Annotated in this window: 22 protein-coding genes and 1 tRNA gene; 6 read left to right on the forward strand and 17 right to left on the reverse strand. The window is 62.3% G+C overall.

The window, feature by feature from the left end:
* Position 1 precedes the first annotated feature (1 nt).
* Positions 2-97: transfer RNA gene (locus AC1DDS_RS07970), tRNA-Sec, on the forward strand.
* A 188-nt stretch (positions 98-285) separates the two neighbouring features.
* Here the strand turns inward: AC1DDS_RS07970 and AC1DDS_RS07975 are convergent.
* The 6 genes from AC1DDS_RS07975 to AC1DDS_RS08000 all read right to left on the reverse strand — a co-directional run bounded on the left by AC1DDS_RS07975 (position 286) and on the right by AC1DDS_RS08000 (position 6486).
* A complete protein-coding gene (locus tag AC1DDS_RS07975; RefSeq protein WP_477478392.1) occupies positions 286-1347 on the reverse strand; it encodes a GlxA family transcriptional regulator in 1062 nt (353 codons plus the stop codon).
* 106 nt (positions 1348-1453) lie between these two features.
* Positions 1454-2554, reverse strand: coding sequence for an ABC transporter ATP-binding protein (locus AC1DDS_RS07980; RefSeq protein ID WP_477478393.1), 1101 nt, complete (start codon positions 2552-2554; stop codon positions 1454-1456).
* Positions 2551-3384, reverse strand: coding sequence for an ABC transporter permease (locus tag AC1DDS_RS07985; protein ID WP_477478394.1), 834 nt, complete (start codon positions 3382-3384; stop codon positions 2551-2553). The genes AC1DDS_RS07980 and AC1DDS_RS07985 overlap by 4 nt, the downstream gene beginning before the upstream one ends.
* Positions 3381-4226, reverse strand: coding sequence for an ABC transporter permease (locus AC1DDS_RS07990; protein ID WP_477478395.1), 846 nt, complete (start codon positions 4224-4226; stop codon positions 3381-3383). The genes AC1DDS_RS07985 and AC1DDS_RS07990 overlap by 4 nt, the downstream gene beginning before the upstream one ends.
* Before the next feature lie 118 nt (positions 4227-4344).
* Positions 4345-5481 (reverse strand): extracellular solute-binding protein, encoded by a 1137-nt coding sequence (locus AC1DDS_RS07995; RefSeq protein WP_477478396.1) that lies wholly within the window; start codon positions 5479-5481, stop codon positions 4345-4347.
* A 90-nt stretch (positions 5482-5571) separates the two neighbouring features.
* Positions 5572-6486 (reverse strand): LysR substrate-binding domain-containing protein, encoded by a 915-nt coding sequence (locus tag AC1DDS_RS08000; RefSeq protein ID WP_477478397.1) that lies wholly within the window; start codon positions 6484-6486, stop codon positions 5572-5574.
* A gap of 97 nt (positions 6487-6583) precedes the next feature.
* On the opposite strand from AC1DDS_RS08000, the gene AC1DDS_RS08005 reads away from it, so the two are divergent.
* Positions 6584-7363: a creatininase gene (locus tag AC1DDS_RS08005; protein ID WP_477478398.1), complete on the forward strand. Its 780-nt coding sequence runs from the start codon at positions 6584-6586 to the stop codon at positions 7361-7363.
* A gap of 69 nt (positions 7364-7432) precedes the next feature.
* Here AC1DDS_RS08005 and AC1DDS_RS08010 read toward each other — a convergent pair whose 3' ends face one another.
* On the reverse strand, positions 7433-8647 hold the full coding sequence (locus AC1DDS_RS08010; RefSeq protein ID WP_477478399.1) for a M24 family metallopeptidase: 1215 nt from the start codon (positions 8645-8647) through the stop codon (positions 7433-7435).
* 247 nt (positions 8648-8894) lie between these two features.
* Here AC1DDS_RS08010 and AC1DDS_RS08015 point away from each other — a divergent pair, with 247 nt between their 5' ends.
* On the forward strand, positions 8895-9158 hold the full coding sequence (locus AC1DDS_RS08015) for a hypothetical protein (protein WP_477478400.1): 264 nt from the start codon (positions 8895-8897) through the stop codon (positions 9156-9158).
* 128 nt (positions 9159-9286) lie between these two features.
* Here the strand turns inward: AC1DDS_RS08015 and hemW are convergent, their stop codons facing one another.
* From hemW to rph, 4 genes are all read right to left on the reverse strand, one after another.
* Positions 9287-10483 (reverse strand): radical SAM family heme chaperone HemW, encoded by a 1197-nt coding sequence (hemW, locus tag AC1DDS_RS08020; RefSeq protein WP_477478401.1) that lies wholly within the window; start codon positions 10481-10483, stop codon positions 9287-9289.
* A gap of 7 nt (positions 10484-10490) precedes the next feature.
* Positions 10491-11135 (reverse strand): RdgB/HAM1 family non-canonical purine NTP pyrophosphatase, encoded by a 645-nt coding sequence (rdgB, locus tag AC1DDS_RS08025; RefSeq protein WP_477478402.1) that lies wholly within the window; start codon positions 11133-11135, stop codon positions 10491-10493.
* A gap of 11 nt (positions 11136-11146) precedes the next feature.
* Positions 11147-11572, reverse strand: coding sequence for a VOC family protein (locus AC1DDS_RS08030; protein WP_477478403.1), 426 nt, complete (start codon positions 11570-11572; stop codon positions 11147-11149).
* Positions 11573-11703: 131 nt separating this feature from the next.
* Positions 11704-12420, reverse strand: a complete 717-nt coding sequence (rph, locus tag AC1DDS_RS08035) for a ribonuclease PH (RefSeq protein WP_477478404.1) — start codon at positions 12418-12420, stop codon at positions 11704-11706.
* A gap of 189 nt (positions 12421-12609) precedes the next feature.
* Here rph and hrcA point away from each other — a divergent pair, with 189 nt between their 5' ends.
* The 3 genes from hrcA to AC1DDS_RS08050 all read left to right on the forward strand — a co-directional run bounded on the left by hrcA (position 12610) and on the right by AC1DDS_RS08050 (position 16756).
* The gene (hrcA, locus tag AC1DDS_RS08040; RefSeq protein WP_477478405.1) at positions 12610-13689 is read left to right on the forward strand and encodes a heat-inducible transcriptional repressor HrcA; all 1080 of its coding nucleotides are present in this window, start codon (positions 12610-12612) and stop codon (positions 13687-13689) included.
* Between the two features lie 242 nt (positions 13690-13931).
* On the forward strand, positions 13932-14552 hold the full coding sequence (gene grpE, locus AC1DDS_RS08045) for a nucleotide exchange factor GrpE (protein WP_477478406.1): 621 nt from the start codon (positions 13932-13934) through the stop codon (positions 14550-14552).
* A 236-nt stretch (positions 14553-14788) separates the two neighbouring features.
* Entirely contained in the window at positions 14789-16756 is a 1968-nt protein-coding gene (locus AC1DDS_RS08050; RefSeq protein ID WP_477478407.1) for a BCCT family transporter, read from the forward strand.
* 128 nt (positions 16757-16884) lie between these two features.
* Here the strand turns inward: AC1DDS_RS08050 and ptsN are convergent, their stop codons facing one another.
* The 6 genes from ptsN to lptC form a co-directional block, all read right to left on the reverse strand.
* Positions 16885-17346, reverse strand: a complete 462-nt coding sequence (ptsN, locus tag AC1DDS_RS08055; protein ID WP_477478408.1) for a PTS IIA-like nitrogen regulatory protein PtsN — start codon at positions 17344-17346, stop codon at positions 16885-16887.
* A 76-nt stretch (positions 17347-17422) separates the two neighbouring features.
* A complete protein-coding gene (hpf, locus tag AC1DDS_RS08060; RefSeq protein WP_310417179.1) occupies positions 17423-17995 on the reverse strand; it encodes a ribosome hibernation-promoting factor, HPF/YfiA family in 573 nt (190 codons plus the stop codon).
* 242 nt (positions 17996-18237) lie between these two features.
* Positions 18238-19809 (reverse strand): RNA polymerase factor sigma-54, encoded by a 1572-nt coding sequence (rpoN, locus tag AC1DDS_RS08065; protein WP_477478409.1) that lies wholly within the window; start codon positions 19807-19809, stop codon positions 18238-18240.
* Between the two features lie 266 nt (positions 19810-20075).
* Positions 20076-20861 carry an LPS export ABC transporter ATP-binding protein gene (gene lptB / locus AC1DDS_RS08070; RefSeq protein WP_477478630.1) on the reverse strand — a complete coding sequence of 262 codons (786 nt, stop codon included), beginning with the start codon at positions 20859-20861 and terminating at the stop codon, positions 20076-20078.
* Positions 20862-20894: 33 nt separating this feature from the next.
* Positions 20895-21458, reverse strand: a complete 564-nt coding sequence (locus tag AC1DDS_RS08075) for an LptA/OstA family protein (protein ID WP_310417184.1) — start codon at positions 21456-21458, stop codon at positions 20895-20897.
* Positions 21459-21465: 7 nt separating this feature from the next.
* Positions 21466-22134 (reverse strand): LPS export ABC transporter periplasmic protein LptC, encoded by a 669-nt coding sequence (lptC, locus tag AC1DDS_RS08080; protein ID WP_310417187.1) that lies wholly within the window; start codon positions 22132-22134, stop codon positions 21466-21468.
* Positions 22135-22322 lie beyond the last annotated feature (188 nt).

The following is a 22322-nucleotide window of genomic DNA, read 5'->3' on the forward strand; positions in this document are numbered from 1 at the left end:
TGGAAGAGACTCGTTCCCGGTGGGGCGTCCGGACTTCAAATCCGGGAGGGGCTGTTAGACGGTCTTTGGTGGGTTCGACTCCCATTCTCTTCCGCCAGACCTCCAGACCTGAATCGGAATCCCTTCCACGCGCAAAATTGAATACCTTGAGCTCGGCGCCGTGGCGGCCGCCGCGCAACGATCCGGCGCGCCGCCCGCTTTCGGCATTGCGGAGCATCGACAAGTCAGTGCGGATCGCACCGGCCGTTGCCTCCGCCATCGTCTGACGTGACCCGCTTAAATCATCTATCGCCCGGCGCGGCTGCAGCTGGACCTTCGTGCCTTGATGCGCAGGGCGGTCGGCGTCGAGCCGAAGTTCGCACGGAACTTTCTGCAGAAGTGCGAACTGCTCTCGAAACCGACCTCGAGCGCGATCTCGATCAGGGATTTGGACGTGCGCTCGACCAGCAGCAACGCCTTCTTCATGCGGATCTTCTCATAGGCAGTCGCAGGAGAGATCCCGGTCTTGTTGTGGAAGACCCGTTCCAGCTGGCGCCGTGAAAGTCCGACTTTCTCCGCAATCGTTTCGATGCCGACCTTCTCTTCGATGTGTTGTTCCATGCACAACAAGGCGGCCTTGATCCGAGCATCGTCATGCGTCGGCAGCAAGATCGGCATCCGGCTCTGCAATTCGCTGCCCTCGCGCCGGCGCTCGACCTGAAGGATTTCGAGAGCGTTTCGCTCCGGACCTTCTCCGACGTGGCGGCGAACCAGCAGCGCGGCCAGGTCGGCGACCGCACTGCCGCCTGCACAGGTGATGGTGCCCCTATCCTCGACAAACAACCGTTGAGAGGTCAATCGGATTGCCGGATGGCGTGCCTTGAACTCGGCGTGGTGGAGCCAGCTCACGCAAGCGAGACGGTCCTTCAGCAGCCCCGCGCCGGCAAGAATGAAGCTGCCGGTGCAGACCCCGACGATCCTGACCTTCTTCCGGGACGCTTGATGCAGAAAGGCGACCGTTTCGCGATCGAGCGGCTCCTCGACATCAAGCAGGCCGCCGATGACGGCGATGTAGTCGAAGCGTTCCGGATTTCCGAGCCTGGTGGTCGGCGACACCTGAACCCCGCTACTCGACTTGATCATGTGCGGCGTGGCGCTGATAACCTCCCAATCGCACAGCACGCGGCCGGAGCGATCGTCAACGTCGCTGGCAAGCCTGAGGGTGTCGATGAACAGGGAGAAGGCGCTCAATGTAAAATGCCGAGCAAGGACGAACCCGACCCTGAGCGTTGCCCCCCTGGACTTCTGTTCGTCCCTGTCGGACGCCCGCTGGTTAGCCACGACCTGTCCGATGCCGCGTTCAAACATCTCAGCTCCCTTTCCCAACCCGCCCGGCAGGATCGCACGATATGGCCCGACCTCCGCTTTCCCGGAAAACAGGTCACCAAGGCCTGCCGCCAACGCCAATTCCGGCTCAATCCTGTCCCGGCAGGATATGGGCGGCCTCGGGGCGCCAGGAGACCCACACCTGTGCTCCCGGAGAATGGTCAATCTTCTCCAGTTCATCATGGCTTTTCTGCGCCTTCAGTTCCAGAGCGCCTGCGGCATTCTCCAAGTGAATGATCGCGGTCGCGCCGACGAACTCCTCGCCCACCACTGATGCCCGCACCGAATTGTAGTCATTCGTCGGCTTTTCGCTGCTGAGGTGGACCCGATCGTCCGACACCACAAAGGTCGCCCGGTCCCCCTTGCTGAGCGGCGTCGTGGCATTGGACGAGACGACGAAGTCACCGGCGGGTGTAGCGATCTTCACGGACGCGCCATCGACGCCCGAGACGGTGCCGCTGAAGATATTGTTCGACCCCAGGAATTCCGCAACGAACCGCGTGCGCGGCGCGCGGTAGATTTCCTGCGGGTTGCCGATCTGCTCGATCCGCCCGCGGCTCATGATCACGACGCGATCGGCCATCGAGAATGCCTCGGATTGGCTGTGCGTGACGTAGACGAAGGTGATGCCAAGTTCGCGCTGCAGATTGGACAGCACCGTCTGCATGCGCACCTTCAGATGGGCGTCGAGCGCCGACAACGGCTCGTCCAGCAGCAGGATCTCCGGTTCCGTCACCAGCGAACGGGCGAGCGCGACGCGCTGGCGCTGACCACCGGAAAGATGCGCGACGTTGCGGTCGGCGAACTCGGTGATCTGCATTCGCTCCAGCCAGGTGTCGACCCGCTTGCGGCGCTTGGATTTCTCCAGCCCGCGCATGCGCAGAGCAAACTCCACATTCTCCCGTACCGTCAGGAAGGGGAAGAGCGCGAGGCTTTGCCACACCATCGGCGTATCGCGCCGCCAGGTCGGCAGGTCGTTGATGCGCTTGCCGGCAAGGCGGATCTCGCCTTCGCTCGGGGCCTCCAGCCCCGCCAGCATGCGCAGCGTCGTGGTCTTGCCGCAACCGCTGGAGCCCATGATGGCAAGGAACTCACCCTTGTGGATTTCGAAGTCCGTCCGTTCGACCGCGAGGAATGCGCCGAACCGCTTGACGACGCCGTCGAAGACAACGAGAGCCTTGTCGTTCATGATATCTGTACTCCGGCAGTTTCGGCGGTCACTTTAGGCGCACCGCTGCGTTTCATGAGAAGAACCTGGGCAAGGATCACCAGCGTCATCGAGACGATGAAGACGAAGGTGCCGATGACGTTGATGCGGGGACTGACCTGGCCCTGCAGGAAGCCGAGCACCTTGACCGGCAACGTCTCGTTGAGGCCCGAGACGAACCAGGCAACGGCGAACTCGTCGAAGGACACCGCCATCGTGATGAACAGTGCCGCGAAGATCGCCGGCTTGCAGAACGGGATGATGACATGCCGCATCGCCATCCATTCCGACGCACCGAGGTTCCATGCCGCAGACTCCAGCGACGGATCCATCTGCGACAGGCGCAACCGCACGATTGCCATGGCGAAGGGCGCACACATCACCACATGGGCGATGATGACCGAATGGATGGCGCCGGAGAGGCTGACGTTCGACAGGAAGGCCAGCATGGCAAGGCCGAGGATAACCACCGGAATGGTGGGCGGCAGGAGCGCCAGCGCGACATAGAGCGACTTACCGAAGAACCTGTAGCGGAAGTCGGTATAGGCGGCGCCGAAGCCGATCGCCGTGGCCAGGACCGACACCACCGCGCCTGCTATCAGCGTGTTACGCAGTCCTTCCCAGACCAACGGATCGTTGGCCACCGCTTCGTACCAGATGGTCGAGAAGCCACCGAGCGGAAGCGAGGGGAACCGGTCGACATTGAACGAGAAGACGAAACTTGCGCCGATCGGTGCAAAGACGAAAGCGAAGGCCAGCAACAGGTAAAGCTTCAATGCCCAGTCGATCAGGCGGTTGCGGTTGAAGGTCATCGTCCGCGCTCCTTGTAGGCGTAGTTGACCAATGCGAAGGCGACGGCCAGCAGCGTTGCGATCATGATCAGGGCAATCACCGCCGCCCGCGGCCACTGCTGGCCCGACTTGGTCGTGTCCGTGATCAGGATGGAAAGGGTCGGCGGGTCGCCGCCGCCCAAATAGAGCGGGCTGACGAAATCGCCGAAGGTCAGGATGAAGCAGAACAGCGCAGCGATCACGAGACCGACCCGTGCCGCGGGGACGATGACCTCGAAAACGGTGCGCAGCCGGCCGCAGCGCAAGTTGTGCGCCGCCTCGATCAAGGTTCTGTCGACGAAGATCAGGCTGAAAAGCTGCAGCAGCACAACCAGCGGCAGGCTCAGCGTCAGGTAGCCGACCATGACTCCGAAGGTGGAGTTGAGCATCCCGAACGGCCCGAGCCCGACCTTGGCAAACAGCGCGTTGAAGATGCCGTTGTCGGACAGGAAGATCTGCCAGGAGTAGATACGCACCAGGTAGCTGGTGAAGAAGGGTATCACCATCAGAAACACGGCCCAGCGCCGTGCGGTGTCCGAAAGTTTGTAGGCGATCGCATAGGCGCAGGGAAAGGCAACCGCGCTGGTGATGATGGCAGCCGCCGTAGCGAGCGCGAAGGTCCGCAGATAGGCATCCCAGAAGACGCCGCGCGAGAGCATCCAGACCCAGTTGACGGTGTCGAAGTTCGGCTCCATGCGGAAGTTCCGGACCGTCCAGAAACTGAGAGCGATCAGGAACAACAATGGCGCGAGAAAGAACATGACCTGCCAGACGAGCATCGGCAGTGAGAAGGTCAGACCATAGAGAGTTATTGATTTCCGCATCGTGTAGTCCCACGTCCATGCGACTGCACGGCCAGCACCGCGCAGGATTGCCGGAAAGAACGGGCGGGCCCCGAGGCCCGCCCTGACGAGTGTCGGCAGTTATGCAGGTCTGGTGGCGCTACGCGCTCTTGTACTCGGACCAGAAGTCGTTCCAGGTCTCGAGGCTCTGCTGCACGGGCAACTGCCGGTACTTGATGCGGCCGTTGCGGATCAGGTCCATCGCGTTGCTCTCATTGAGCAGCATTCCCTGGCGCTTGGCCTCTTCCGGCGTTTCCACGGCCAGCAGTTCCCAGCCCTTCTTGTTCGGGATCAGGCAAGGATAGGCGGCCATGTTGGCCGACTTCACCTGGCCCTTGGCCGAGGTGATGTACTGGATCCACTTCTTGGCAAGATCGGCCTTCTGCGAGCCCTTGCCGATGGAGAAGGATTCGGTGAACTGGAGACCGCCTTCCTCCGGGATGACGCTGCGTACCTTGGCGCCGCCCTTTTCAAGGGCACCGGTGATCCAGTCGCCGATGCCGGCCATGACCAGCATCTGTCCGTTCTGCAGCGACGAGAAGGTGCCGCCGTAGTCGAAGAAACCGCCGATCTGCGGGCGCAGCGTCTTGGTTACTTCCTGCACCTTTTCCCAGGCGGCTTCGTCGATGTCATAGGGAGAGGCGTTGCCGTTGAGCAGGCTGATCTGGCCGAGGTTGGGCAGGTGCCAGTCGAAATGGCCGACCTTGCCCTTCAGCTTCTCGTCCCAGTAGACCTTGTAGGTCGAGGCCTCCTTCTCGGTGATCGCCTCGGTGTTGTAGGCAACCCCGAGGAAGCCGAAGCGGGTGATCACCGAATAGAGCTTGCCATCCTGCCAGTGGCCGGGGAATTGCTGGAACTCCGGAAAGAATTCGTCGAAGGCGTAGTCCTTCGGGTCGAGTTCCTCGATGTAGCCGGCAGCGTTGAGCTGCTGGACGTACTCGGCATCGGAGAGGATGATGTCGAAGGTGCCGGGAGGCGACTGGGCGATCAGGCCCAGCATGTTGTCGCCGCCGGTATAGTATTTGGGCTTGAACTTGACGTTGTTCTCCGCCTCGAATTCCGCGACGACGTCGGGTTCGGCATGGCCGTACCAGGCCAGCATCGTCAGTTCGGTCGGCGCCGCGAAAGCAAGGCGGCTCAGGTAGGGTGTAGCCAAAATCCCGCCGCCCACGACGGCGGTAGTCTTCAGAAATTCACGCCGGGTACGGCGCTCCGACGGTATAACCTTGACGCTCATTCCATTCCCCTCCCGTTTGTTATGGAGAGAAGCGTATCAGCGTCCATGCATTTGAAAAATTAATTCTCATAATTTTTGCATTTGCTTTTCTTATCGACGATCGAGCTCCGAATGACGGCTCCGCGGGGACGAGGAAACGCCTGCTTCGTCAAGCCGCGAGATGATGTGGTTGACCAGCCCGATACCGGCGTCGGACAGACGCGGGTGTTTGTAGAAAAGACCAACACGAATCTCGGCGAGCGGCGGGAGGCCGTCGCGCTCATCGAGGGCGCGCATGCCCGGAAGCATCGTATACTGCGTCAGCGCGCTGACACCCAGGCCGTTCACCACGGCATTCTGAAGGCCGGCGATGCCAGAGCCGGTATAGGCGACGCGCCAGCGGATCTGCGCGTCGTCCAGCGCCTGGATCATCCTTGCACGATAGGCGCAGCCTTCGGGATGTGCTGCAAGGCAAATGCCGATGGCCGGATCGAAACTGACATCTGCCGCCGCCGCCCAGATCGGTCGCTCGATCCACGACCGCGACAGATATTGCGCGCGCTCTCCGTTGACCATGGCCACCGCTATGTCGAGTTCATCGGCGTGCAGCCGGTCGAGGATCTCGGCGCTCCACCCGCAATGCAGTTCGAGCGATATGTCCGTATGCTGGCGGGTGTACTCCGTGATCACGCCCTGCAGGAAGGCCACCGCATAGTCGTTGGGAAGGCCGACGCGGATGACCCCGGCGATTTTTGACCGGTCGAAATAGGAGGCGACCTCGTCGTTCAGCCGCAAGATCTCGCGCGCATAGCTCAAGAGCATCTCCCCCTCGCTGGTCAGGAGCAGCGTGCGGCCGACCTGCTTGATGATCGGGGAACCCACAAGCTCCTCAAGCCGCCTGATCTGCAGCGAGATGGCCGGTTGCGTTCGCCCAAGCGCTTCGCCCGCCTTGGTGAAGGCGCCGAGGTCGATGACCGAGACGAAGGTTCGCAGAAGGTCTGTCTGGAAGTTGACGATGTTGCGCACGGATTTGAATTTCTCATGTAACGATGACGATTATAAATTTCCCATATTCTCCGGCAAGCAGCAATTATTCCTCTCCAACTTAGATGAGGAGATATTAATGCCAGCCGATTCCGTTTTCGCCGCCGAACTGCCCTGGCCGGATTACGACGCCAAGGTGCGGGACGGCTCCGTTCCGATCCTGATCCCGATCGGTTCGATGGAACAGCACGGCCATCACATGCCGATGCATGTCGACGTGCTGCTGCCGGTCGAGTTCGCCCGGCGTGTCGCAGGCCAGGTTGGCGCGCTGGTGGCCCCGCCGTTCACCTATGGCTACAAGTCTCATCAGAAGTCCGGCGGTGGCAATCACCTGCCGGGAACGACGAGCCTCGATGGCGCCACGCTGGTTGCTGCGCTGCGCGACGTCATCAAGGAATTCGCACGCCACGGCGTCCGGAAAATATGCCTGGTCAACGGCCACTTCGAGAACTCCTGGTTCATCATCGAGGGAATCGATCTGGCACTGCGTGAACTGCGCTGGAGTGGCATCGACGACATGAAGATCGTGGTGCTTTCCTATTGGGACTTCGTCGACAAGGCGACGATTGCAAAGCTCTATCCGGACGGCTTTCCCGGCTGGGACATTGAACACGGCGGCGTGCTGGAGACGTCGCTGATGCTGGCGCTGCATCCGCACATGGTGCATCTCGAGCGCGCCATCGACCATCCGCCCGCCAGTTTCCCCCCCTACGACGTCTATCCGCCGAAGCCCGAATGGACGCCAAAGTGCGGCACGCTCTCCTCGCCCAAGCAGGCCTCCGAGGAAAAGGGCCGGATCCTTCTCGACGTCTGCGTAGACGGTATCGTCAAGGCGCTGCGGACTGAGTTCCAGGGCTGACGGGTTCCGTCTGAATGCCACAGAGCGGGCCAGCAGTTGTCTCTGCTGGCCCGCTCTGTTTCGAGGCGCTTAGTTGCGGATGATGTTGTGCTCCGGGCCGAACGGGAAGCCGGTGATGTTCTCGGCGCCGTCCTCCTGGACGATCAGGATGTCGTGCTCGCGATAACCGCCAGCACCGGGCATGCCTTCCGGCAGCATCACCATCGGCTCCATCGAGACCACCATGCCGGGTTCCAGAACCGTGTCGATGTCCTCGCGCAGTTCCACGCCCGCCTCGCGACCATAGTAATGAGAGAGCACGCCGAAGGAGTGGCCATAGCCGAACGAGCGGTACTTCAAGAGGTCCCACTCGCGGTACATCTCGTTGAGCTCGATGGCGATGTCCTTGCAGCGCGCACCCGGCTTGATCAGCTCGAGGCCGCGGCGATGGACGGCGACGTTCTTCTCCCAGATGTCGAGACTGGCGTCGTCGACGTGGTCGCAGAACAGCGTCCGCTCCAGCGCCGTGTAGTAGCCGAAGATCATCGGGAAGGTGTTGAGCGACAGGATATCGCCCGACTGCACGATGCGGTTGGTCACCGGGTTGTGGGCGCCGTCGGTGTTCATGCCGGACTGGAACCAGGTCCAGGTGTCCATCAGCTCGACGAAGGGGAACGACTTGGCGATCTCGCGGATCATCGCGTTGGTCGTGGCGATCGCGACCTCGTGCTCCGGCACGCCGGCCTTGACGGCGGCCACGCAGGCCGCACCGCCGATGTCGCAGACGCGGGTGCCCTCGCGGATCAGCTTCTGCTCTTCAGCTGACTTGATCGTCCGCATCCACATCGACGGCTGACTGACGTCAACAAACTCGACGCCCGGCAGCGCCGCTTCGAGCGTGCGGCGGAAATCGAGCGTGACGTGGTCGAACTCGATGCCGATGCGCTTGGCACCCGGAGTAAGCTGCCGCACGGCCTGATAGAAATTGTCCCGGCGCCAGTCCGAGTAGGTGATGTTGTCGCCGAAGCTGCGGCGCCAGGGCTGGCCGCCGTCAATGCCTGCCGAGATCGTAGTGGCGTTGTTGTGGTCGATGACCATCCCGTATTTGCGGCCGAAATAGCAATAGAGCCAACCGGAATAGTAGTTGATGCAGTGATAGGAGGTGAACAGTGCCGCATCGACATTGTTTTCGGCCATCCAGCGACGCACGTCGTCCTGTCGGCGTTTCATTTCACCATCAGAGAACGGCGAATACTCCTTTTCGCCGTTGTGCCATTTCATCACGTGCAGCATGTCGTCCATCATTGCATTCCTCCATCGCTCAGGACCGAATGATGTCAACGTTACAGAGGAAGGCTACATCAGCAAAATTTATTCATATCATGACGTCATTTGGAAAGTTTATATTCAAGCGTCAGTCTGCCCTTCGCGCGCGAGAGGCTGGAAGGCGCCAACGTAAAAGGCTGCGAAATACCACCATTTAAGAAACAAATTAGGTTTGGCCCTCAACGGCCTGTACCGTGGCAGCGGAAAACAGCTCGGGAGAGCGGAAATGACTGGCGATGTGCTCGGCAAAATGGCGCTCCACTTTGGCAGCCGGTTGTCGTTCGGCGCGGCCCGGCGGACGTCATTCGAGTGGCTTGGGTTGTTTTTCCATCGGAAGGCCGACGAACAGGAGGAGACCGGCGCCGAGATCGACAGTTCGCCGATCTTCATCTGCGGAATCGGCAGACCGGTCTATGTTTACCCTGGGCGGCGAAATCCGTCCTTGCACGCCAAACCCGAAGAGCAGCGAATCGAGGCGCATTTGCTCTGAACGACGCGGCGGGGACTATCTTGCAAACGTGTCCGACTTGATGTTGGCGCGGTTCGCAAGATAGCCACCTGATGTGACCATGGTGCTGTGCCGCAGGCTGGGCGGATGCGCGACGGCGGGTTGGTGCTTCAGCAGGCCAGGTCCGCCACCACCGCGTCGAGGATCAGCATGCCGGCGGGCGTGCAGCGCAGGCGGGAATTGCCCAGGCGCTCGATGAAGCCGTGGTCGATCAGGAACTGTTCGCGGTCGGGGTCCGGGCCTTGGCCCGACAGCATCTGCCAGCGGGCGAGATCGACGCCCTCGGTGAGCCGCAGCCCCATCAGCAGCAGTTCGTCGGCCTGTTCCGACAGCTCAAGCACCTCCTGGTCGACCATGCCGTGGCCGTTTTCCTCAACCCGCGAGAGCCAGGTCTCGGGGTGGCGCTCGGTCGCGGTGGCGATTTTTGCGCCGCCCGTGGACACGCGACCATGGGCGCCGGGACCGATGCCGACATAGTCACCATAGCGCCAGTAGGTGAGATTGTGCCGGCTTTCGGCGCCGGGGCGCGCATGGTTGGAGACCTCGTAGGCCGGCAGGCCCTCGCGCGCTGTAATCTCCTGCGTTGCCTCGTAGAGGATCGCCGACTGCTCGCCATCGGGAAGAACAAGCTTGCCGGCCTTGTGCAGACCGAAGAAGGGCGTGCCTTCCTCGAGCGTCAGCTGGTACAGCGACAGGTGGTCGACCGCATAGGAGACAGCCTGCTTCAGCTCCGCATCCCAGTCGGCGACTGTCTGGTTTGGTCTGGCATAGATCAGGTCGAACGACATGCGCGGGAAGATCTCGCGGGCAAGCCGGATCGCCTTGAGCGCATCGTCGACGTCGTGCAGGCGACCGAGGAACTTCAGGTCCCGGTCGTTCAGCGCCTGGACGCCGAGCGAGACGCGATTGACGCCGGCTGCGCGATAGCCGCGGAAGCGCTCCGCCTCGACGCTGGAGGGGTTCGCCTCCATGGTGATCTCGATGCCGTCAGGAGTGTGCCAGTGGCGGGCGATGCCGGACAGGATTGCGTCGACGGTCGACGGCGCCATCAAGGACGGCGTGCCCCCGCCCATGAAGATGCTGGTGACCGTGCGCGGGCCGGAAAGCCGCCGCATCGTCTCCATCTCCTTCAGGAAGGCGGCAACGAAGCGCTCCTGGTCGACCGGCTGATGGCGCACATGGCTGTTGAAGTCGCAGTACGGGCATTTGGCGGCACAGAAGGGCCAGTGCACATAGATGCCGAAACCCGGATCCAGGGGATCCGCGGTGATCGGCTGCTTCGGTGCGAACGGGGTGACCGCCGTCATGGATGGCTCAAGCCTCCAGGCAGGTTTCGACGAAGCGCTTGAACGCGCGGGCGCGATGGGAAAGCGCCTGCGTGTCGCCGGGTTTCCAGCCGTGCTTTTCTTCCGCGCTCATCTCGCCGAAGGTGGTCTCGAAGCCTTCCGGCTGGAAGACCGGATCATAGCCGAAGCCCTGCGTGCCGCGCGGTGGCCAGATGACGGTGCCCTCGATCTCGCCGCGGAACAACTCGGTGTGCCCATCCGGCCAGGCGAGGCAGAGGACGGAGACGAAGCGGGCGGTTCGGTCAGCGGGTGTGTCCGCACCCTTCTCCACGAGCGCTGTTTCCACCTTCTCCATGGCCATGGAAAAATCGCGGCTGCCATCTTCCTTCTCCGCCCAGTTGGCGGTGTAGACGCCGGGGGCGCCACCGAGCGCGTCGATCACCAGCCCGGAATCGTCGGAAAGTGCCGGCAGGCCGGCGGCCTTCGCCGAGGCGAGCGCCTTGATCGCGGCATTTTCCTCGAAGGTGGTGCCGGTCTCGTCCGGCTCGATGAAGTTCAGATCGGCGGCCGACTTGGCTTCGAACCCGAGCGGGCCGATCAGGTCGCGGATCTCCCGGATCTTGCCGGCATTGTGGCTGGCGACGATGATCGTCCGGGTGTCGAGCTTGCGCATATCGTTTCCTGTCAGGTCAGGCCCCAGAGGCCGGGTTCGGCGCATTCGAGGCTGTTTCCGGCGGGATCGCGGAAATAGATGGAGCGGGCGCCGGTCGGCCAGCGGAAATCGGCCTCGATGGCGATTCCTGCTTCTTTGAGCTTTTCCGCCCAGAAATCAAGATCGCTGGCGGGAGCGCGAAAGCAGACATGCCCCTGCCCGGTCGTGCCGTGGACGGGTACCGGCAAGGATTGCGGCGGCGGTGGGACGACCGTTTCCCTCGGGTTGAAGATCAAAAGCACGCCGGGGCCGCAGCGGAAGAAGACGTGGCGGTTCGCATGCCGGCTGATCTTCTCCAGTCCGAGCAGGCCCCCGTAGAAAGCCTCCGCCGCATCGAGGTTTTCGGCGTAGAGGGCCGTTTCGAGGATGCCCTGAAGGGCTGGTTTCGTGTCAGGCATTGCGTTCGCCTCTCACTCTCCCCGTCCCTGCAAACGCAGGCCCTTCTCCCGCTCGCGGGGAGAAGGTGCCCGAAGGGCGGATGAGGGGCAAGGGCGAAATGCAACGTCTCTCACGCCGGCGCGCGAAGCCGTCAGGCGATCGCCTGTTTTTGCAGCTCGACCAGTTCGGCGATGCCGCTCTTGGCCAGCGCCATAAGGCTTGCGAATTCCTCCTCGGTGAACGGTTTGCCCTCAGCCGTGCCCTGGATCTCGACGATGCCGCCTGTGCCGGTGATGACGAAATTGGCGTCCGTCTCGGCCGCAGAGTCTTCGAGATAGTCGAGGTCGATCACCGACTGGCTGGCGAAAATGCCGCAGGAGATCGCGGCGACGTGGTCCTTCAGAACCTTGTCGACCTTGATCATCCCGCGCGTTTCCATCCATTTCAGGCAGTCGTACAACGCGATCCAGGCGCCGGTGATGGAGGCGGTGCGCGTGCCGCCATCGGCCTGGATGACGTCACAGTCGATGGTGATCTGTTTTTCGCCGAGCGCGGTCAGGTCGACCACGGCGCGCAGCGACCGGCCGATCAGGCGCTGGATTTCCTGGGTGCGGCCGCCCTGCTTGCCGGCCGCCGCCTCCCGCCGCATGCGCTCGCCAGTGGCGCGCGGCAGCATGCCGTATTCGGCCGTGACCCAGCCCTTGCCGCTGTTGCGCAGCCACGGCGGCGTCTTTTCTTCAAGGCTCGCCGTGCACAGCACATGCGTATCGCCGAACTTCACCAGACAGGAGCCCTCCGCGTGCTTGGAATAATTGCGCTCGAAGGAAACCTTGCGCATCTGGTCGGTTTTTCTGCCTGACGGCCGCATCGCGAACTCCGTGTCGTGTCCTTGTCTGGCGATGCTTCTAAACGACTTCGCCGGGAGAGGAAATCGTCGAGTTGGCCGATTTCCGGGAATTTCGTTCACGCGGCGCGTCCCCGGGCGGTCGCATTTGCCCTTGTCTGCAAGTGGACCGGGTCATTATAGTTCAATGGGCAAAGGGAAACGTTGACCGGCATGGTATTGAGACACTCTGCGGAGACTGACATTCACAAAAAGCTGGACGAGCGTTCCGGCGAGATTTTCCGCCGGATCGTCGAGAGCTATCTGGAGCATGGCGAGCCGCTCGGGTCTCGGAATCTTTCCCGCATCCTGCCGATGTCACTGTCGCCGGCTTCCGTGCGCAACGTCATGAGCGACCTGGAGACGCTCGGGCTGATCTATTCGCCCCACGTCAGTGCCGGGCGGCTTCCCACCCAGCTGGGCCTTCGATTTTTCGTCGACGCCTTCATGCAGGTGGGCAACATCTCAGACGAGGATCGCGCCTCGATCGCCCGGCACGTTCATCGACCGGTGCACGGACAGAGCATCGAGACGATGATGGGTGAGGCAAGCCAGGTGCTTTCCGGCATGTCGCGCGGCGCCGGGATCGTGATCACCGCGAAGAACGATTCGGTGCTCAAGCACGTCGAGTTCATCCGGCTGGAGCCGACCAAGGCGCTGGTCGTGCTGGTCGGCGAGCATGACCAGGTCGAAAACCGCATCATCGAGCTGCCGGCCGGCACGACCAATTCACAGCTGAACGAAGCGGCGAACTTTCTCAATGCGCACCTCGCCGGCAGTACGATCCACGAGGCTCGCACCCAGCTCGAACGGTTGCGCCGCGAGGTGCGCCAGGAATTGGACCTTCTGTCACAGGACCTGGTCGAACGCGGGCTTGCAGTCTGGTCGGGTGGGATCGACGAGAGCAAGCCGACGCGGTTGATCGTGCGCGGCCGCGCCAACCTGCTCGAAGGGCTGGCCGGCATCGAAGATGTCGATCGGTTGAGGATGCTGTTCGATGACCTGGAGAAGAAGGACAGTCTGATAGAGCTCCTGAACCTCGCCGAGGCCGGGTCGGGTGTGCGCATCTTCATCGGCTCCGAGAACAAGCTGTTCTCGCTGTCCGGCTCTTCATTGATTGTGGCGCCATACCGCGACAGCGACGAGCGCATCATCGGCGCGGTCGGGGTGATCGGGCCAACGCGACTGAACTATTCCCGGATCGTGCCGATGGTCGACTACACGGCACAACTGATGTCGCGGTTGTCGCGTTGACACAAAGGCCGGTTCTGCAAGTTTGTCGAACAAGCCTTGATTTTTTCGATCCGAAGCTCGATATCCGCCTCAACTCCCTCTCATTGTCCGCGCAACTTGAAAGGCGCGCGGACGGCTGGGAGGGAACATGAGCGCCGCGCATCCGCCGGATGGGCAGGGTCGCTTTGGCCGATCAACCTGTGCATGGCCTGGGGTATTGCAATCCCGCGCGATGCACGCGATTTCTCAATCCGGAGAAACCAATGACCGACGATACCAGCAAACACGGCCCCGAAGCCGCAAATGACGAGGCCGAGACCGCCGCTGTGTCGCCCGAGAACAACGAAGCCGGCGCGCAGGCGGCAGAGGCCGATCCGATCGCGTTGCTACGGGCGGAAAACACCGACCTTCGCGACAAGTATCTGCGCCTTGCCGCCGAGATGGACAATCTTCGCCGTCGCACCGAGCGCGACGTCAAGGACGCTAAGTCCTACGCCATCGCAGGCTTTGCCCGCGATATGCTGGGCGTTTCCGACAATCTGCGCCGCGGTCTGGAGGCAGTTCCCGCCGAGGCGCTGGAAGCCGATGAGACCGGACTGAAGGCGCTGATCGAAGGGGTGGAAATGACCGAGCGGTCGATGCTGGCGGCGCTCGAGCGCCACGGCGTGCGCAAGCTGGAGCCGATCGGCGAGAAGTTTGACCCGCATTTCCACCAGGCGATGTTCGAGGTGCCCAACACCGAGGTGCCGAACGGCACCGTCGTCCAAGTCATTCAGGACGGCTACACCATCGGTGAGCGCGTGCTTCGCCCGGCCATGGTCGGCGTCTCCAAGGGTGGCCCGAAGGCGCCGGCAAACGGTGGCGACAGCCCCGAGCAAGGCTGAACGATCAAGCCTCCGGCATGAACAGGATGAAAGCCCGGCGCTTCGGCGCCGGGCTTTTTTTGTTAGCCGTGTCGCAATGAGTTCCGAAAGGATGCGTCTCGCGAGGCTCCGCGAGGTCTCCTTTCATCGATCCCACAGGCAGGATGAAAGGCCTGTTCCGACCGAGCGTGGAGCGTTACTCTCAGATCTGGTGCACCCCCGTGCCGTCGAATGGCCGCGGAAAAGGGAGGCTTGGAATGAAACAGCCGCTCACCGGGATTTCGCCCATCTCCTTCTACGGCTCGGCCATCATCTCGCTCGGGCTCATCCTCTTCGCCTCCATTTTCCCCAAGGTGGCCGCAGCCCTCTTCAAGCGCGCCAATGACTGGATCATCGCCGAGCTCGGCTGGTTCTACATGCTGGCCGTCGGCGGCTTCGTGATCTTCCTGCTGTTCCTTGCCATCAGCCCGCTCGGCCGGGTCAAGCTCGGCCCTGACGAAGCCGAGCCCGACTACAGCTACAGCACCTGGGTGGCGATGCTGTTCAGCGCGGGCATGGGCATCGGCATCGTCTTTTACGGCGTTGCCGAGCCGATCATGCATTTCAGCGCCCCTCCGGATGCAGAGCCCCGCACGGCGCAGGCGGCGCGGGACGCGATGGAAGTGACCTTCTTCCACTGGGGCGTACACGCCTGGGCGATCTACGCCGTCATGGGGCTGGCGCTTGCCTATTTCGGCTACCGCAAGGATGAGCCGCTGGTCATTCGCTCGGCCTTCCGTCCGTTGCTGGGCGACCGGATCAACGGCCCGCTCGGCGACGTCATCGATATTTTTGCCGTGGTCGGCACACTGGCGGGCCTTGCCACGTCACTCGGCCTCGGCGTCGCCCAGCTCAACGCCACGGGCACCTACCTCTTCGGTCTGGCGCAGAACCTGCAGACGCAGCTCGTGCTGATCGGAATCGTTACCGGGCTCGCCACCGTCACGGTCGCGACCGGCCTCGACAACGGCATTCGCCGCCTCAGCGAGATGATCATCATCGTCTCGTTCATCCTGATGTTCCTGGTCCTGGCGCTGGGGCCGACGCGCTTCCTGCTACAGGCCTTCGTCGAGAATATCGGTCTCTACCTGAACGGCTTCGTCGCGCGCACCTTCCACATCTATGCCTACGAGCCGACCGAATGGCTGGGCAACTGGACGCTGTTCTACTGGGGCTGGTGGATGTCCTGGTCGCCGTTCGTCGGGCTGTTCATCGCCCGCATCTCACGCGGTCGCACCATCCGCCAGTTCCTTCTCGGCGTGCTCTTCGCGCCGGCGGGCTTCAGCTTCATCTGGTTCACCGTCTTCGGCGACGTCGCCATCTGGCTCGACAGGAATGTGGCGGATGGGCAGATCACCAGGACCGTCACGGAGAACATGCCGATCGCGCTGTTCACCGTCTTCGAGTACCTGCCCTGGTCCACCTTCCTCGCCTGGCTGACGGGCCTGCTGGTGGCGGTCTACTTCGTCACCGCCTCGGACGCCGGTGCTCTGGTGATCGCCATGATCACTTCGCAGGGTGACGAAGAGCCGGTGCTGTGGCTGCGGGTGTTCTGGTCGCTCGTTTGCGGCGGCGTCGCCGCCTGCCTGCTCCTGGCCGGCGGATTGGATGCGGTGCAGATGGCGGCGGTGATCGCAGCGCTGCCTCTGTCGGTCCTCATGGTCCTGATGTGCTACGGAATCTGGAAGGCGCTGAGCGACGAGGTGGCGTTGACGACCAGCGCCAGCCTGCCCGCCGCGCCGATGGTGCCGCACGAGGCAGCCAAGTTCTGGCGCCGGCGCATCAGCGCCATCATCGACCACCCCGGCCGCCCGCAGGTGGAGCGGTTCATCGCCTCGACCGTAGCGAAGGCATTCGAGACGGTGGCGCGCGAACTGGAAAAACCCGAGGACATCGAAGCCGACGTTGAAAAGACCGAGGACGGCCTGCGCTTTGTGATCAGCCATGGCGAGACGGTGCCGCCCTTCGTCTATGAGGTCCGTCCCGTCAGCAAGCCGATCCCGGCCTTTGTCGTCATTGACGCCGCGCGCAATGAAGGCGGGCGCAACCGCTACTATCGCGCCGAGGTCATCCTCGCCCAAGGCAGCCGCGGCTATGACATCTACGGCTATGATCTCGACCAAGTGATCGCCGATGTCGTCAACCACTACGGCCGCTACCGCCACTACCTGGCGATCACCGGCTGAGAGTAACGAAGGCGGAAAAGGGGCTCCGCGGAGAGCCGACGTACACAATCATCGGCGCGCGATCGATCGCGCAACGATCGGCGAAGGATGCGACACGCGTTCCCCTGGCGCTTGCGGGCCCGGCCGGCTCAGGCGGCGTTGGCTTGCTCCTCGCTCAGGCAGGCAAAGATCGCCGTCGCCGAATCCGAGGCGCGCAGCTTGGCCACCATGGCCGGATCGCGCAGCACGCGGGCGATGCGTGAAAGGGCCTTCAGATGATCGGCGCCCGCGCCCTCCGGCGCCAGCAGGAGGAAGACGAGGTCGACCGGCTGGTCGTCGAGCGCCTCAAAGTCCACCGCCGTCTCCAAGCGAGCGAAAAGGCCCGTGATCTGGGTGAGATCCTTCAGCTTCCCGTGCGGGATGGCGATTCCGTTGCCGACTCCCGTCGACCCGAGACGCTCGCGCTGCAGGATCACATCGAAGATTTCGCGTTCCTGAAGCCCGGTGACCTTTGCCGCCTTTATCGCCAGTTCCTGAAGCAATTGCTTTTTCGAACTGGCCTTCAGCGCCGGAATAATCGCACTCTGCTGCAGCAAACCTGCCAATGCCATGCCTTTGTCCTCGTGAGCCGCAGTGAAGGGAGTAAGGCGGGATGCGCCCAGCCCCAGGGCGCACCCCCCTGCCACTTTAGCCTTTGATATTGGCTGCATCTATCCAGCCAATATTTCCATCGTTACGTCTATAGACGATATTGAGATCCTCCTGGCCAACGCTGCGGAACAGAAGCACCGGCTCGTCCGTCATGTCGAGCGCCATCACGGCGCTGGCAACGGACATGGTCTTGAGCGTCTTGGTGCTTTCCGCGACGATGGTCGGGGCGTAGTCCGCCGGCAGTTCGTCCGCATCCTCCGGAATCGAATCCATGACCGTGTATGCGACTTCCGCATAGGCCTGGCCATTTCCGTTATGGTGATCCTTGAGCTTGCGCTTGTAGCGGCGAAGGCGCTTCTCAATCCGACCCGACGCGGCGTCGAAAGCGAGAACCGGATCGTTCGCTTCGCCATTGGCCTGCAGGGCGGCACCGGTGTCGAGGTGAACCTTGCAGTCGGCACTGAATCGCGGACCGGACTTTGCCACTATGACGTGGCTCGAATAGCCTCCATCGAAATATTTTGTTACGGCCGCTCCGATCTGTTCTTCAATGCGCAAGCGGAACGCGTCGCCGATGTCCATATGTTTGCCGGATACACGCACACTCATGGAGCTTCCTCTCTCATTGTGATTTGCGCGTAACAGTCTATTCCAACCGGACCCGTCATCCAAGCACTTCGCGCTCACAACGCCCCTTTCGCCAGCGGTACCGGGGGAAAATGGGGATATGGCGAGCCGGTTTGTCTTCCCTTCGGAATTGCGGCGGGCATCTATCTGTTCCTGATGAAAGTGTCAACTGCTCCCACGGTGGCAACCCTCCCGGGACACCGCTCTACGCCTTTGGCAGACGGTCAAAAACCGGAGGCTTTGGCAAGCGCACGCTTCTCCCGGCGGCGCTGCACCGAGGAGGGAATGTTCATCGCCTCGCGATATTTCGCCACGGTTCGCCGCGCAATGTCGATGCCGCCCTTCTTGAGGACGTCGACGATATCGTCGTCGGAAAGCACGGCCTCCGGCGTCTCCCCGGCGATCAAGGTGCGGATGCGTTGACGCACGGATTCGGCCGAGTGGCTGTCGCCGCCGTCGGTGGAGCCGATCGACACGGTGAAGAAGTATTTCAGCTCGAACAGCCCGCGCGGCGTCAGCATGTACTTGTTCGAGGTGACGCGGCTGACGGTCGATTCATGCATCTTGATGGCGTCGGCAACCGCTTTCAGATTAAGCGGCCGCAGATGGTCGACGCCGTTGAGAAGGAAGGCGTCCTGCTGCCGCACGATCTCGGTCGCCACCTTCATGATCGTCTTTGCCCGCTGATCCAGGCTGCGGGTCAGCCAATTGGCGTTCTGCAGACATTCGCTCAGGAAGGACTGATCTTCGCTCGCCCGCTCGGTGCGGCGGGAGACGGAGGCATAGTAGTCGTTGTTGACCAGCACGCGCGGCAGCGTCTCGGCATTCAATTCGACCAACCAGGTCCCGTCCGGGGCCGCACGAACGATGATGTCGGGGACGACGGAATCGGAGACCCCAGGCTGGAAACGCGCGCCCGGCTTGGGGTCGAGCTTGCGAATTTCCGCCAGCATGTCGACCAGGTCTTCCTCGTCGACGCCGCAAAGCTTTTTCAGCGTGGCGAAATCACGGCGCGCCAACAGCTCAAGATTGCCGACCAGCTCAGCCATCGCAGGATCGAAGCGGTCATGGGCGCGAAGCTGGATCGCCAGGCACTCGGACAGGGTGCGAGCGAAGACACCGGGCGGGTCGAGTTGCTGCAGAGCGTCGAGTACACGCGCGACATCGGTGATCGGCTTGCCGAGTTTGAGTGCCGCCTCTGACAGGTCCGCCAGAAGATAGCCGGACTCGTCGAGCTGGTCGATCAGGTATCCAGCGATGATCCGATCGACCGGCGAGACAAGCAGAAACGGAACCTGGGCGACAAGATGGTCGCGCAGCGTCGTCTGGGCCGCGACGAACTCATCGAGTTCATAGCCTTCGCCGTAGCTCGCGCCCGGCATCGATTTCCACTGGCCCAGGAGTTCAGGCGCATCCGCCGTGCGCGGGCCGGCATCATCGGGAAAGACGTTTTCGAGATTGGAATCGAAGGACTCGGCGATCGCGCCGGTGTTGCCGCCTGTGGCGGTCTCATAAAGGTCCCCGGAAGGTCCGGCCTCCGTGTCTGCGATATCCCGAGCCGGCAGTTCTTCGTTGACGGAATAATAGGCGCCATCCGCGGGGTAAACTTCGTCCGTGCCGCGCGAGCTCTCGTCACCCGAGACGAGCTCAAGCAGCGGGTTCTTCTCCACCTCGGTCTCGATGAACCGAACCAGTTCGAGATGCGTCATCTGCAGCAGCTGGATCGACTGCATCAGTTGCGGCGTCATGACCAGTGACTGGCTCTGGCGCAGAAAAAGGCTGGCTGCGAGTGCCATGCGGACGCTTGAACTCCTTACGCCGCCACACGTCTTTAACGACGCGTCATGGACGCCGTACCCGATGAATTGCCTGGCAATGTCCTCACCGATCGGATCGTGGAGCAGTGCCGACGCCGGAACACCGGGTGGCAACTGCCGATCCGGAATTCGGACTGGCCCAAAAATTGCTTTTTTGGCGGAACTGGTCAAGCGGCCGGGAGGAGATGCCGACGAATTCCTCCGATCGAGGCGAAGAATAGTCCGGCGTCATGGACGTCGGACGCTCAGAGGCTGAAATTGTCGCCGAGATAAAGACGCCGCACGTCGGGATTGGCAACGATGTCGTTGGCGCGACCGTGGGTCAGGACCTCGCCGGCGTGGATGATGTAGGCGCGGTCGATCAGGCCGAGCGTCTCGCGGACGTTGTGATCGGTAATCAACACGCCGATACCACGCGACGTCAAATGGCGAACGAGTGCCTGGATGTCGGCCACCGAAATCGGATCGACGCCCGCGAAGGGTTCGTCGAGAAGCATGAAGGTCGGATCCGTCGCAAGCGCGCGGGCGATTTCCAGTCGCCGGCGCTCACCGCCGGATAGCGCGATGGCCGCAGCCTTGCGCAAGTGCGAGATCGAGAATTCGGCCAGCAGGCTGTCGAGCTTGTGCTCGCGACGCGCCTTGTTCTTGTCGTGCACCTCGAGCACGGCGCGGATGTTCTGCTCAACCGTCAGGCCGCGGAAGATCGAGGCCTCCTGCGGCAGGTAGCCGACGCCCAGCCGCGCCCGCCGATACATCGGCATCGTCGTGACGTCGTTGCCGTTCAGTTCGATCGCCCCTTCATCGACCGGAACCAGGCCGGTGATCATGTAGAAGCAAGTCGTCTTGCCGGCGCCGTTCGGGCCGAGCAGCCCGACGGCTTCGCCCCGCCGCACGACGAGTGAGACGCCGTTGACCACCCGCCTGCCCCCATAGGTCTTGGTCAGGTTGCGGGCGATCAACGTGCCTTCGTAGCGCGATGCGTCGAGGCTGCGCTGGACCGCCGGCGCAGGCTTCTTGGCATGACGCGTCATGCGGGAAAGGGATAGAAGTGACACGGGCGTACGTCAGTTCGTGGTTTTACGGGACTTCGGATCGAGCTGGATCATGACCCGGCCGCCGCAGGCGTCGAGCTTGGCCTCGCCGGTCCGCATCAGCACCGTCAGCTGGCAGCCGACAAAGACGTTCTTGCCCTCCGACAGCACGACCTTGTCACCCTTCAGCACGAAGACCTCGTCGATGAGGTTGAAAGTTCCGGTATCGGCGGTCGCCTGCTGCACTCCGGACTGCAGGAAGACCTTGTCGGCAACGTCGATTTTCTCGATATCGGCATCGCCGCTCGAAATCGATCCGCCGCCATCGGCCTTGTAATGGACGACCATGCTGCCGGCCTGCAGCGTCGTCGTGCCCTGGACGACCTTGACGTTGCCGGTGAATTGGGCGGTGTTGGCCTGCTGCTGGATTTCCAGCTTGTCGCTCTGGATCTGGATCGGCTTGTCGTTGGACAGCTGAAGCCCCTTCAGCTGACTCTTCGTTTCCTGCGCTCCGGCGGTCGTTGCGACCAGCACGAAGCCGGCGGCAAGCAGCGGGAGAATGGCATGTCTTTGCGCGGGTTCAGAAAATGCGGACATCGTGGCCCTACTTCTCTCTGTTGCGGATGGCGGCGGGATCTACATTGACAACGACGTCCCCCTCGAAGACGACGGTTCGCCCTTTATCCGTCATTCGCAGCGACTGCGCAACAATCGAAGCTTCCTTGGCCTGGATGGAGACGGCTTGCTGCGTCGACATGCGGCCGCCGTTGATGTCGAGGTGTGCGTCGCGGAAGGCGGCTTCGAGGCCGGTGTTCAGACGGATGGTGAACGGCGCGGTCATGTCGAGAATGTTGCGGCCGCGGTCGTAGATGCCGGTAACGGCGTCGACCTGCGCGATCAGCTTCTCGTTGACCGGCATTTTCGCTCGGATGTTCTCAAGCTGGATGATGTCCGGGTTCTTCATGTCCTGCAGCGCCCGGTCCGCCTTCATCGAATAGCTGATGCCGTCGCGGTTGCGACCGGAGATCGCCGGGTTTTTCATCACCACCTTGCCGTCTTCGATCGTGGCGCTCTCGACCGCCAGCTCTTCGGGCAGGTAGGTGCTGACGATGGAGACCACGGCGAAGATGGCGGCAATAACAAGCCCAATCGCCGGCAAGGCGATCTTCAGAAATCGCACGCGCGCGGAGTGCCGGGCCGCGCGACGGTAGGCTTCCATCGGCGAGACCGTCCGGTAGTCGACGGATTGAATGTCAGCGGCAGTGGTCAGCATGTGCCTTGTTCGTTGTTTTCTGGTCTGTTGTCTAGGGCCGACAGTGCCGGTTGAACCGCCTCCGTCCTGAATCAGGATAACGGCCCCCATATGGAGTTTATTCCTGAACAAACAATGGATGCCCGAAAAAGCGGCTCAGATGATTTGCTATTTGCCCGGCTAATGCCATATCGATGAGGCATTTGGCA

It is taken from the genome of Mycoplana sp. 10N416 (assembly GCF_056394765.1).